Consider the following 12,083-nt stretch of genomic DNA (forward strand, 5'->3'; position numbering starts at 1 on the left):
TGTGCGCCAGCACCATGGTGGAGGGGCCGCGCCGCAAGGCGCGGAACGCTGTTAGCGTGGGCACACCGCCGCGTGCCGCGGCGGCCCCTCCACCACCGCCTTCGGCGGCGGCCCCCCTCCCCGTACCGGGGAGGATCGGAGAACCTCCCCCACCTTGAATCTCCAACATGCACATGCCATGTACATGCACATGGCCACCCAGCTTCCCCAGACTCGCTCCAGCCGTGTCGTCGTGCTGGTATCGCCGGAGGAAAAACGACGCATTTCCGCCAATGCGGAAGCGGCGGACATGACGGTGAGCGACTTCATGCGCACCGCCGCCGAACGCTACACCGAACCCACCGATGCCGAGATGGCGCTGATGCGCGACCTGCTCGCCCAGCTCGAACAGGCCAATGCCCGCACGGACGCGGCCTTCGCGCAGCTCGAAACCGCGCGCACCGCCGCCACCGCGTTCGACGAGGATGCCTATCGCACCCAGGTCCGCGAACAGCTGCTGGCCGATTCCTCGATCGACTGGGATGCGCTGTCCACCGCCCTCTCCGGCTGGGCACGCCAATGAGCTTCTGGACCGATGCGCTGCGCGCCCTGCAGCAGGTCGCGCTGCTCCAGCACAAGGTCGAGCAGGCGCTGACCACCGCCGAGGAAGCGCGCCGCCACTCGATCGAGACGCGCGAGCGGGTGATCCGCCTGGAGACGCTGATCGACATCGCGATGAAGCGCCAGAGCGCACCACCGCCGGCACCGCCTGCACTTCCCGAAAGTCCACAAGCCGGCAGCTAGCACCCGCTTCCCCGAGCGCGTACATCGCGGTACGTGCTGAAAATGACCATTCTCCCCCTAACCGCCCGCCCCCGCGCGCTCGCGCACTGGCTGTTCGTCGTCGCTGCGATGATCGTCGCGATGGTTGTAGTGGGGGGCATTACCCGGCTGACCGAATCCGGCCTGTCGATCACCGAATGGAAGCCGATCTCGGGGATCATCCCGCCGCTCAACGACGCGCAGTGGCAGGCCGAGTTCGACCATTACAAGCAGATCGGCCAATATGAGCAGCTCAACCAGGGCATGACGCTCGCCGGGTTCAAGAGCATCTTCTTCTGGGAATATATCCACCGCCTGCTCGGCCGGCTGATCGGCATGGTGTTCGCGCTGCCGCTGCTGTGGTTCTGGCTCCGCAAGCAGATCCCGCAGGGCTATGGCTGGCGGCTGGTCGCGCTGCTCGCGCTGGGCGGGCTGCAGGGCGCGTTCGGCTGGTGGATGGTCAAGTCGGGGCTGAACCACACCCGCACCTCGGTCAGCCATTTCTGGCTGGCGACCCACCTGATGACCGCGCTGTTCACGCTGGGCGGCATCGTCTGGACGATGCTCGACCTGCGCGCGCTCGCCGCCAACCATGCCGAGCGCCCGGCCCGGCTCACTGACCTGGGCACCGGCGTGCTGGTGCTGCTGGCGATCCAGCTCTTCTACGGCGCCCTTGTCGCTGGGCTCGATGCGGGGCTGGTAACCAACCAGTGGCCGCTGATGAACGACCATTTCTTCCCCGGCGTCAGCCAGATCGGCGAAAGCCCGCTCCACGCCGCGCTGTACGATCCGGCGATCGTCCACTTCATCCATCGCTGGTGGGCCTGGGTGGTGGTCGCCGGGCTGATCGTCCTCGCCCGCAAGGCCAAGGCCGCCGGCGATCGTCGCGCCTCGATCGCGATCCACTCGGCCTTCGGCATCCAGATCCTGCTCGGCATCGCCACGGTGATGACCGGCGTGAACCTCCATGTCGCCGCGACCCACCAGCTGGTCGGCGCGCTGCTGGTCTGCGCGACCGTGTGGGGCGTCCACGCCGTCGGCCGCACCCGGTGAGCGACACCGCGCTGCTCTACGTCACCTTCGCCAGCCGCGCCGTTGCCGAGCGGGTGGCGGAGACGGTGCTCGCCGAGCAGCTTGCCGCCTGCGTCAACATTCTCGCGCCCTGCATCTCGATCTACCGCTGGCAGGGCGGCATCGAGCGCGGCGAGGAAGTGCCGGCGCTGTTCAAGACCCGCCCCGCCCTCACACGCCGCCTGCGCGAGCGGATCGCGGCGATCCATGGCTACGACCTGCCGGTGATCGAGCAATGGCCCGTCGAGGCGGGCCCCGCCGTCGCCCGCTGGATCGCCGAAGAAACCAGCTGAACCGACAGGTATCATTTTACCCGTCAGCAAACCCACGCATTTCTTGACTTTCAGCGCCCCTATCGTCATTGGGAGCTCGATCGCGCTGCCGGCAACGGTGGCGCGTATGCATTTCCTACGCGAAAGGTCACAGGCCATGAAGGCGCTGATGAAGACCACCAAGTCGGCCAAGCCGGCCGAGGTGGAGAAGAAGTGGCACATCGTCGACGCCGAAGGGCTCGTCGTCGGTCGTGCAGCGGTGGTGATCGCAAACGTCCTGCGCGGCAAGCACAAGACCAGCTTCACCCCGCACGTCGACTGCGGTGACAATGTCATCGTGATCAACGCGGACAAGATCCGTTTCACCGGCAAGAAGCTCGGCCAGAAGGTGTACTACAAGCACACCGGCTATGCGGGCGGCATCAAGGGCATCACCGCCGCCAAGGTTCTCGAAGGCCGCTTCCCGGAGCGCGTTCTGGAGAAGGCCGTGGAGCGCATGATCCCGCGCGGTCCGCTCGGTCGCCAGCAGATGCGCAACCTGCGCATCTTCGCCGGTTCGGAGCATCCGCATGAAGCTCAGAACCCCGAGGTTCTCGACATCGCCGGCATGAGCCGCAAGAACAAGGTGGGTGCATAATGTCTGACAACCGCCAGTCGCTTTCCGACCTGGGTGCAGCGCTGGGCCAGCAGCCCGCCGCGCCGACCGAAGGCCAGGCCGCTGCCGCCGCGCCGGCTACCGACGCCGCTGCTGCCGACGCCTATCTCGCCGGCCAGATCGACGAGCCGGCCGCGCCGACCATGCCGCTGCGCGCGCAGGAGCTGGACCAATATGGTCGCGCCTATGCCACCGGTCGTCGTAAGGACGCCGTCGCGCGCGTCTGGCTGAAGCCGGGCACGGGCAAGATCACGATCAACGGTCGTGACCAGGAAATCTATTTCGCGCGTCCGACGCTGCGTCTCGTCATCAACCAGGTGTTCGGTGTCGCCGAGCGTGAAGGTCAGTATGACGTGATCTGCACCGTCAAGGGCGGCGGTCTGTCCGGTCAGGCCGGTGCCGTGAAGCACGGCATCTCGCAGGCGCTGACCAAGTATGAGCCGGTGCTGCGTTCCGCGGTGAAGAAGGCCGGCTTCCTGACCCGCGACAGCCGCGCTGTCGAGCGTAAGAAGTACGGCAAGGCCAAGGCCCGCCGCAGCTTCCAGTTCTCGAAGCGCTAAGCGTCTCGGCTTCGGCCAGGAACAAGGGGCGGTCCGGCAACGGGCCGCCCTTTTTCGTTGGTCAAGCGGGGTATCGAGGTCGAAGCATGTCCCTGCTGGCCGATCGCAAACTCTACGGCGCCTCCCCAAGGGGACGGCGTGCAGCGATTCGCAGTGCGCGCCGAAACTGGCGACCGAGGAGCGCCGCCCGCCACGGCGTCAGCAGCGCATAGGCACCGGCCCTTTCAATATTGCTACAGCGCGACGCTAGGTTCGCCGAGAAAGCGAGCGCGTGTAGAGAAACTGGTGCCGTCGATGGTGATTTCGTTGAACGACGGCGGCTGGTCGCGGGTGCGTTCGGATAGCGTGCCCGCGCCGATCAGCCGCACCGTGCGGTCGCCGACGGGATGTTCGATGTCGAACGGATCGTGGACATGCCCGGTCAGCACCGCATTCGCGCCTGCCTGCGCCAGCGCCTCGAGCGCCTGCCGTCCGCCGCGGGTACGCGAGGTGGCGCGGGTGCCCGCCTCGACCAGCGGATGATGCGCGGCGACAAACACCAGCCCGCCGGCCGGCACCGCCTCGGCCAATGCCAGCGACTTCTGCAGCGCGTGACGGCTGACATGGCCCTTCGACCAATTGGTGCGGAACTGGAAGCGCGCCGTGGTCTTGAGCGGCACGATCGAGACGCCGCGAATGTCGAGCGGGCGCTCGATCATCCGCTCCAGTGCGCGGTAGCGGCGATATGGCATCGCCATCCGCGCGAAGGGGTTGAAATAGGGCAGGTCGTGGTTCCCCACTTCCACCGTTGTCGGCACCGCCAGGCTCTCCAGCCATTCGGCGGCAGCGGCGAATTCCTTGGCGCGCGCGCGCATGGTGAGGTCGCCGGTCATGATCAGCGCGGCGGGCTTCTCGTCGCGCACCTTGGCATTGAACCAATCGACCGCCTCGCGATTCTCGCGGCCGAAATGGACGTCGCTGACATGAAAGAAGCGCGTCATGCGGCAAGCACCTCGGCGCGCGTGGCGATAAACGTCTCCAGGCTGCGTCCAGCGCGGATCTCGGTGCCGGGATCCAGCGTCTCGGGCTCGCCATCGAACAGCGCCAGCACCGGCTTGCGCTCGGCAAGGCGCAGTTGCTCGGTGCGGCCTTCGGTCACCGCCCGCGCTGCCACCCAGTCGCCGGTCACCCACTCCCAGCCGAGCTGCGCGATCGAGCCCCAGTCGCGCGCATCGACCGCGGCCACTTCCAGCCCGTTCAGCGTGGGGGTGACGAACACGGCCTGGTAGCGGTCGCCGAGTGCGCGTGCACCCTGCACCCGCACCCCGCGCCGATGGAAGGTAGCACGCCACGCACCGCGCACCGCCGCGGCCAGCCGGCCGAACCGCCCCTTGCGCACGACTTCGCGCGCGCGGAACCAGCTCGCCGCCGGCCCGAGGATCAGGCCGACGAACGCGCGGTGCTCGCCCGCGATGACATAAGGCAGCGCCACACGCCGATCGCAGCCATGCGCGGCGTGGAGGATCTTGTGGGGATCGGTCTCGTCGTGCAGCGCCTTGGCGAGCAGGTTCATCGTCCCGCCGGGCAGGATCAGGAACGCGCCTTCCCATTCCGCCAGCGCACGCAGTGCCGCGTTGATCGTGCCGTCGCCGGCGAACAGCACCACCGTATCCACCCCCGCCGCATCGAGCGCAGCGCCTTCGGGCAGCGTGTCCTGCGGGAAATAGGTGCGGCCGGCGAGCGTAAGCCCGCGTTCCTCGAACACCGCCTCCATCGCATCGCATTTGGCCTGCGAGGTGGTGCCGGAATTCGGGTTGGTGATGAACCAGAGCGTCTGCATGGCCCTCGTAACGCCCGAGAACCGATTTCGTGGCGTCGCTCAGCGGCCGGTAAAATGCGCCTCGCGTTTTTCGAGGAACGCGGCAATCGCCTCGCGGCAATCCTCGGTCTTTGCCGCGATGCTCTGGTGATCGGCCTCGATCTCCATCGTCTCGGCCAGCGTGCCGGAGAGCGCCACGTTCACCTGCTTGCGGATCAGCCCCAGGGCAACCGTGGGCATCCCCGCCAGCTTGGTGGCCAGCCCGTGCGACACCTGCATCAGCCCGCCATCCTCCACGACGCGGGTAACGAGCCCGTTGGCGAGCGCCTCCTCGGCCAGCATCCGCTCGCCGAGCAGTGCCATCTCGAGCAGCCGCGCGCGGCCCGCCGCCTTGCCGATCAACCAGGTCGCGCCGGCATCGGGGACCAGCCCGATATTGGCGAAGGCAAGCAGCAGATAGGCCGACTGCGCCATCACCACGATATCTGCGGCGAGCGCGATCGAGGCCCCCGCCCCCGCCGCCGCGCCGTTGACCGCGGCGACGATCGGGATCGGCAGCTCGGCCATCGTCGCGATCACCGGGTTATAGTGACGGCGCAGCGCCTCGCCCGAATCGCGCATGCCGACGCTGGCGGTGAGATCGGCGCCCGCGCAGAACGCCCGCCCCTCGCCGGTGAGCAGCACCGCCCGCGCGCCGTCTTCGCCCGCGCGCCGTAGCGTCGCCGCGAGCAGATCGAGCATGTCGGGGGTGAGCGCGTTGAGCCGTTCGGGGCGGTTCAGGCGCACCACCGCGACATCGCCTTCCATCGCAAGCAGCACCGGCGCGTCGGACATCCTCACTTCTCCTTCTGGTTGGAAGAAGGGATGCCCGCGCGCACGGCCTTGCGCAACTCAAAGCTCCTTGAGCACCGTCGCCGGATCGGCGAGCACTGCAGGATCGACCGTCATCCGCTCGGCGACCAGCCGCTTGCCCTGCACATAATCGCGGATGGCGTTGACGCAGTCGAGCGCGATCACCCGCCCCTGCTTCAGATAGACCACTGAAAAGGACCGCGCCGCCGGATCACCGCGCAGCACCGTCGCATCGTGCCCAATCGACAGGCCGACGGTCTGCAGCTTGAGGTCGTACTGGTTCGACCAGAACCAGGGTACCGCGTCATAATGCGCGTCCTGTCCGGTCAGCAGCTTGGCGACGACATTCGCCTGATCATTGGCATTCTGCACCGATTCCAGCCGGATCTCGGCGCCGTCGGCATAGGCGTTCACATGCAGCGCGCAGTCGCCGATCGCATAGATGTCGGGCAGGCTGGTACGGCACTGCGCATCGACCCGCACGCCATTGCCGCCCGCTGCGCCGGCTTCGAGCAATGGCGCCACTTCGGGGACGATGCCGATGCCGACGATCACCATGTCCGTCGGCAACACCTCGCCCCCCGCAAGCCGCACGCCGCAGACGCGCCCGTCCTGCTCCTCCAAGCACTCGACCAGCGCGCCGGTGCGGATCTCCACCCCGTGCGCACGATGCTCGGCTTCGTAGAAGCGCGACAGCGGTTCCCCGGCGACGCGGGCGAGCACCCGCTCCATCGCCTCCAACACCACCACCTGCTTGTCCGCCTTGATCAGCGCGGCCGCCGCCTCCAGCCCGATATAGCCGCCCCCGATCACCACGATCCGCTCGGTGGCAGGCAGTTGGGCGAGCAACTGGTCGACGTCGCGGCGGGTGCGGATCGCATGGACGCCCGCAAGATCATGCCCGCTGCACGTCAGCCGTCGCGCACTGCCGCCCGCCGACCAGACCAGCGCGCCATAGCCGATCTGTGTGCCGGCCGCGTCGGTGACCGTTTTCGCCACCGGATCGACCGCGACCACGCGCCGGCCGGCCAGCATGGCCACCGCCCGCTCCTCCCAGAAAGCGGGCGCGCGGATCAGGATGCGCTCGAAACTCTTCTCGCCTTTCAGATAGTCCTTGGAGAGCGGCGGCCGCTCATAGGGTAGCTCGGGATCCTCCCCGATTACGGCCAGCGTGCCCGCAAACCCCGCTTGCCGCAGCGCCAACGCGCATTGTGCCCCGCCATGCCCGCTCCCGACGATCAGAATATCGAACCCGTCCAACCTGCTCTCTCCGTGCGCCCCGCAGACCCGCTGCCCGCGCCCCACCCTATCCGGCGGGCCACGCGCGCGCGAGGCCGTATCGCATCGGGGAGATCACGCGGCGCGAGCGGCAGCGTTCGCGAAAAATCTTTGTTACGTAATGTTCACGTCATAACTCTTGACCACCCGGCGTCGCGGGAGGGGTGGAGTTGAATACAGCGATATCAGGCGGTTCGACGGCACAGCTGAGGGGCTGAGGCTGCGCCGCGGCGGGCATTCCGGATTGCCCCCGCGCCATCGGCACCATGCATCAGCGAGCGCTGCCCAACGTGCGATCCCGCGATCGCGCGCGGGCCTGCGCGCATTCACGCAACATCAGGGGGAATCATGTACCAGAATGTCACGACATGGCGCCGCAATGCCGCGCTTCTCACCGGCGCTGCCGTCGCTGCGCTGCTCGCCATGCCTGCCGCCGCGCAGACCAGCGATAGCGTCGAATCGGGCCAGGCCGAAGCGGGCGAGGAGATCGTCGTCTCGGGCTATCGCCGCAGCCTGCAGGGAGCGATCGAGCTCAAGCGCGAGAATGTCGGGTTCTCGGATTCGATCGTCGCCACTGACATCGCCGATTTCCCCGACCAGAACCTGTCCGAGGCGCTGCAGCGCGTGCCGGGCGTGACGATCGAGCGCAACAAGGGGCTTGGCACCCGCGTCAACGTCCGCGGCCTGCCCAGCGAATTCACCTTCGTCTCGATCAACAAGCTGGCCACCGCCTCGGGCTCGGGCGGCCGCGATGTCGAGTTCGACATCTTCGCCTCGGAACTGATCCAGTCGGTGACCGTCCAAAAGTCTCCCCGCGCGTCCGACGAGGAAGGCGGCATTGCCGGCTCGGTCGCAATCCGCACCGCGCGGCCCTTCGACACGCCCGGCTTCCGCCTCGTCGGCAGCGCCGAGGGTGCGTACAACTCGATCTCGGAGAAGGTCGATCCGAACTTCTCGGTGCTCGCCAGCAACACCTTCGGCGATTTCGGCGTCCTGGTCTCGGTCGCCAAGCAGAAGCGCAGCAACCGCACCGACAGCAATTCGGGCATCAACTTCCGCCCGATCGCGCGCTGGACCGAAAAGGCGGGGACCAACCGCAATCAGGCGATCGCGGTCCTCGCACGCGATGCGGGCGTGACCTATTCGGACGCCGACAAGAACCGGATCGTGTTCCTCGACAAGGTGGGCGACCGCGTCTACTTCAACGACCAGGATCGCCTCGGCGTCTCGGGCGCGGTGCAGTACAAGCCGAGCGACAAGTTCTCGCTAAGTGTCGATGCGTTCGTCGGTTCCTACGACACGGTCGAGGACGAATATGACGCCGCCGGCTATTCGGCCTCGAGCAACTCGACGCTCGAACGGATCTACGATGCCGACAAGACGACGCTGTCGCAGTCCGGCATCGTCGTGCTGCGCGACGTCGCCTACACCAACACCCAGCATGAATTCCTGAGCAAGCAGTATCGCAACGATACCGATTATCGCCAGTTCGGCGGCGAGCTGAACTGGGAAACCGGCCGGTGGCAGATCAACGTGCTCGGCGGCTATTCGGGCGCCAAGAAGACGCGCGACTATGCCAATCTAAAGCACGTTGCCTACGCCCCGTCGCGCACCCGCTACACCGCGACCGGCGGCGAGACGATCAAGAGCGACAATCCCAAGTCGATCGACATGTACAATACGCCGGCCGCCTATCTGTTCGAAGCCTATGAGACCACGCTGGAGCGGATCAAGGACGACAAATATGCCGCGCAGGCCGACGTCACCTATGTGGCCGATTTCACCGGGTTCGAGGCGCTGAAGCGCGTCAATGTCGGCGCGCGCTACACCAGCAAGACCAACGAGCGCGACTATGGCGAGGAGAAGATCCAGGGCCCGACGCGCGGCAGCACCGCCTATGTCAACAAGCGCACGCTGGCGGACAACCCGCTGGAGGCCGTGACCGCCATCGCCGGCGGCAAGCCCTATCAGGCGCGCGACCTCAGCTGGTCGCAGGTGTCGAACGACTATGCGCGCAGCTTCTACCGTCCGCAGGGCTTCGTCACGCCGTTCGATCCGGGCCAATATTACAAGGTCCGCGAGACGAGCTGGGCCGGCTATGGCATGGTGGATTTCGAGTTCGACGTCGCGGTGCCGGTGTTCGTCAACCTGGGCGCGCGCTATGTGCGAACGACGGTGCGGTCGGAAGGCTTCCACCAGGTGCAGAAGCCCAACGGCTCGACCGGCCTCACCGATGCCCCGGTGTCGAGCGAAGGCCGCTACAGCAAGCTGCTGCCGGCGCTGAACGCCCGTGCCGAGCTGACCGACAGCCTCTATCTGCGCGCCGCCGCCTCGCAGACGCTGATCCGCCCGGCGCTGACCAACCTCGCCTACAAGCGCACCGCCAGCTTCAACGACTTCCGCTATTCGGACGGCAATCCGGACCTGAAGCCAACCTATGCCGACCAGTGGGAAGTCGGCATCGAGAAATATGTCGGAGACGGCGGCATCCTCGCGGCGTCCTATTTCTGGAAGAAGATCAAGGGCGTGGTGGTCAACAAGCTGACCGGCACGGTGCCGAACGTGACCAAGTACAATGCCAACGGCACGATCGACGGAGTCTATGCCTTCGACGTCTACCAGCCGGTCAACGCCGAGGGATCGTACAAGGTCAGCGGCGTCGAGCTGAACGCGGTGGTGCCGTTCGGCATGCTGGTGCGCTGGCTCGACGGCTTCGGCGTCAACGCCAACTATACCTTCCTCGACAGCTCGCTGACCGGCCAGTCGGACCTTCAGATCCCGACCGCGCCGATCGGCCTGTCCGACAATACCTACAATGCCACGCTGTTCTACGACAAGGGACCGTTCTCGATCCGCGGCTCGTACAATTGGAAGGGTGCCTATGTGGAGCGGATCGAGCGCAACTTCTATCCGGTCTACCGCTCGGCCTATGGCCAGTTCGACGTCGCTGCGAGCTACCAGGTGACGAGCAACGTTCGTGTCGAGCTGCACGGGATCAACGTCGGAAACGCCAAGACCAAGGGCTATACGATGGATCCGTCGTTCCCGGCGACCTACGAGCTGTCCGGCAGCCGCATCAGCCTGGGCGGCCGCATCCAGTTCTGAACCCCGCACCGCCCCCTCGCTGCGGCGCGGGGGCGGTATCGACGCAAGGCGATCGCAACGTAGGCCATTGCCAGCAAGGCTCCACGCCGCTATTTGGCGCTTCACCAGCCGCCGATGACAGACCAGCTCGGCGGCAGCGGCAAGACGTCGATTCCTTTCGACCAATTGCGGGTGTAGCTCAATGGTAGAGCAGAAGCTTCCCAAGCTTACGACGAGGGTTCGATTCCCTTCACCCGCTCCATTTTCCGATCCCAGGAAATCCCATACCGCTTTGTAAACCGCGGAAATCTGCAGTATTTTTCGGGCTGTCCGGTTCGTGATCGCTCGTCTCATCTCATCAAATCGCAACTGCAGATGGGGCCTTCTCAAAAATCGCGGGCCCCACTTTTTTGCACGAGGCCCCACAGTGGTGGGGCCTCGGGACGAGAGGTCCGAACCATGCCGTTGAGTGATATGGCGATCCGCAAGGCCAAGACCCGCGAAAAGGCCTACAAGCTTTATGACGAGTTGGGCCTCTACCTCATCGTATCGCCGTCCGGCTCCCGCCTCTGGCGGATGAAGTTCAGACACCGTGGCCTGGAGAAGAAGCTCAGCTTCGGTTCCTACTCGGAGGTCAGCCTGCGCGACGCGCGTAAACTGCGCGATGACGCGCGCGAGGTCCTTGCCGAGGGGAAGGACCCTGTTCTGCAGAAGCAGCGCGAGAGAATTCGGGCCGAAGCACTGGCGGAAAACACCTTCACTCGCATCGCCAACGAATATTGCTCGAAGCGGCGGCGCGACGGTGACCGGGCGTGGGCGCCCTCCACCGCTGCACGCTGCGAATATCTCCTCAGTCTGCTCGACACCTCCATCGGCACAATGCCGGTTCATGAGATCGAGCCCATCGACGCGCTAACCGCGATTCGAAAGATCGAAAAGCGTGGCAAGCTGGAAAGCGCGCGGCGTACCCTGCAGCTAGCCGGCGCCGTATTTCGCTATGCCGTCGCCACCGCCCGATTGAAGTCGGACCCGACGAGAGACCTGCGCGGCGCGCTGCTGACACCAACCCTCAAGCACTACGGCGCGGTCACCGAGGCGAAGGACGTTGGCAAGCTGCTGCGTGCAATCGACGCCTATGAGGGCCAGGGCATGACTAAATGGGCGCTGCAACTGGCGCCGCATGTGTTCGTGCGGCCCGGCGAACTACGTCACGCACGATGGGACGAGATCGACTTCGACGCCGCAGTGTGGACCATCCCGGCCGAGAAGATGAAGATGCGCAAGCCGCATCACGTCCCGCTCTCGACCCAGTCGATCGCCATCCTGCTGGAGATTTGGTCGATCACAGGGTCAAACGGCTATGTATTCCCGTCCATGCGGTCGCGCACGCGGCCGATGTCGGACAACACCCTCAATGCGGCGCTCCGCCGCCTCGGCTACGCCAGCAGCGAAATGACGGCACACGGCTTCAGGGCGATGGCCAGCACCCTGCTGAACGAGTCCGGCAAGTGGTCCTACGACGCGATCGAACGCGCGCTGGCGCATGGCGATACCGACAAGGTGGGTGCGGCCTATCATCGCGGTACCCACTGGAAGGAGCGCGTGGCTATGGCACAGTGGTGGTCGAACCTGCTGGACAGCTTACGATGCGGAGCAACTATCCTCCCTTTTCCGGAAGCTTTGGCCTCTTAGACGCTGCGCTTACAGGGCTC

General features: G+C 66.1%; 12 protein-coding genes and 1 tRNA gene. 9 read left to right on the forward strand and 4 right to left on the reverse strand.

Annotation, left to right across the window (positions count from 1 at the left end; all coding sequences use genetic code 11):
- Window positions 1-190: 190 nt before the first annotated feature.
- The 6 genes from RT655_RS05610 (at window position 191) to rpsI (ending at window position 3,359) form a co-directional block, all read left to right on the forward strand.
- Window positions 191-562 (forward strand): plasmid mobilization protein, encoded by a 372-nt coding sequence (locus tag RT655_RS05610; protein WP_313535416.1) that lies wholly within the window; start codon window positions 191-193, stop codon window positions 560-562.
- The gene (locus RT655_RS05615) at window positions 559-783 is read left to right on the forward strand and encodes a hypothetical protein (protein ID WP_313535417.1); all 225 of its coding nucleotides are present in this window, start codon (window positions 559-561) and stop codon (window positions 781-783) included. The genes RT655_RS05610 and RT655_RS05615 overlap by 4 nt, the downstream gene beginning before the upstream one ends.
- Window positions 784-825: 42 nt before the next feature.
- Window positions 826-1,854 carry a COX15/CtaA family protein gene (locus tag RT655_RS05620; RefSeq protein ID WP_313535418.1) on the forward strand — a complete coding sequence of 343 codons (1,029 nt, stop codon included), beginning with the start codon at window positions 826-828 and terminating at the stop codon, window positions 1,852-1,854.
- The gene (cutA, locus tag RT655_RS05625; protein ID WP_313535419.1) at window positions 1,851-2,165 is read left to right on the forward strand and encodes a divalent-cation tolerance protein CutA; all 315 of its coding nucleotides are present in this window, start codon (window positions 1,851-1,853) and stop codon (window positions 2,163-2,165) included. Before RT655_RS05620 ends, cutA begins: the two co-directional genes overlap by 4 nt.
- A gap of 136 nt (window positions 2,166-2,301) precedes the next feature.
- A complete protein-coding gene (gene rplM / locus RT655_RS05630) occupies window positions 2,302-2,781 on the forward strand; it encodes a 50S ribosomal protein L13 (RefSeq protein WP_019369452.1) in 480 nt (159 codons plus the stop codon).
- Complete coding sequence (rpsI, locus tag RT655_RS05635) at window positions 2,781-3,359, forward strand: 30S ribosomal protein S9 (protein ID WP_313535421.1); 579 nt, start codon at window positions 2,781-2,783, stop codon at window positions 3,357-3,359. The genes rplM and rpsI overlap by 1 nt, the downstream gene beginning before the upstream one ends.
- Window positions 3,360-3,592: 233 nt before the next feature.
- Here rpsI and RT655_RS05640 read toward each other — a convergent pair whose 3' ends face one another.
- From RT655_RS05640 to RT655_RS05655, 4 genes are read right to left on the reverse strand one after another with little or no spacing between them, the layout of a single operon-like run.
- A complete protein-coding gene (locus RT655_RS05640; RefSeq protein WP_313535422.1) occupies window positions 3,593-4,339 on the reverse strand; it encodes a metallophosphoesterase in 747 nt (248 codons plus the stop codon).
- Window positions 4,336-5,178, reverse strand: a complete 843-nt coding sequence (locus tag RT655_RS05645; RefSeq protein ID WP_313535423.1) for a diacylglycerol kinase family protein — start codon at window positions 5,176-5,178, stop codon at window positions 4,336-4,338. The genes RT655_RS05640 and RT655_RS05645 overlap by 4 nt, the downstream gene beginning before the upstream one ends.
- A 39-nt stretch (window positions 5,179-5,217) precedes the next feature.
- Window positions 5,218-5,991, reverse strand: a complete 774-nt coding sequence (locus tag RT655_RS05650) for an enoyl-CoA hydratase-related protein (protein ID WP_313535425.1) — start codon at window positions 5,989-5,991, stop codon at window positions 5,218-5,220.
- A 57-nt stretch (window positions 5,992-6,048) separates the two neighbouring features.
- Window positions 6,049-7,269, reverse strand: coding sequence for an FAD-dependent oxidoreductase (locus RT655_RS05655; RefSeq protein WP_313535427.1), 1,221 nt, complete (start codon window positions 7,267-7,269; stop codon window positions 6,049-6,051).
- Window positions 7,270-7,635: 366 nt separating this feature from the next.
- Here RT655_RS05655 and RT655_RS05660 point away from each other — a divergent pair, with 366 nt between their 5' ends.
- The 3 genes from RT655_RS05660 to RT655_RS05670 all read left to right on the forward strand — a co-directional run bounded on the left by RT655_RS05660 (window position 7,636) and on the right by RT655_RS05670 (window position 12,063).
- Window positions 7,636-10,392 (forward strand): TonB-dependent receptor, encoded by a 2,757-nt coding sequence (locus tag RT655_RS05660; RefSeq protein ID WP_313535428.1) that lies wholly within the window; start codon window positions 7,636-7,638, stop codon window positions 10,390-10,392.
- A gap of 167 nt (window positions 10,393-10,559) precedes the next feature.
- A tRNA-Gly gene (locus RT655_RS05665) sits at window positions 10,560-10,633 on the forward strand.
- A gap of 197 nt (window positions 10,634-10,830) precedes the next feature.
- Window positions 10,831-12,063, forward strand: a complete 1,233-nt coding sequence (locus tag RT655_RS05670) for a phage integrase central domain-containing protein (protein WP_313535429.1) — start codon at window positions 10,831-10,833, stop codon at window positions 12,061-12,063.
- Window positions 12,064-12,083 lie beyond the last annotated feature (20 nt).

This window comes from Sphingomonas sp. (assembly GCF_032114135.1).
GTDB lineage: Bacteria > Pseudomonadota > Alphaproteobacteria > Sphingomonadales > Sphingomonadaceae > Sphingomonas.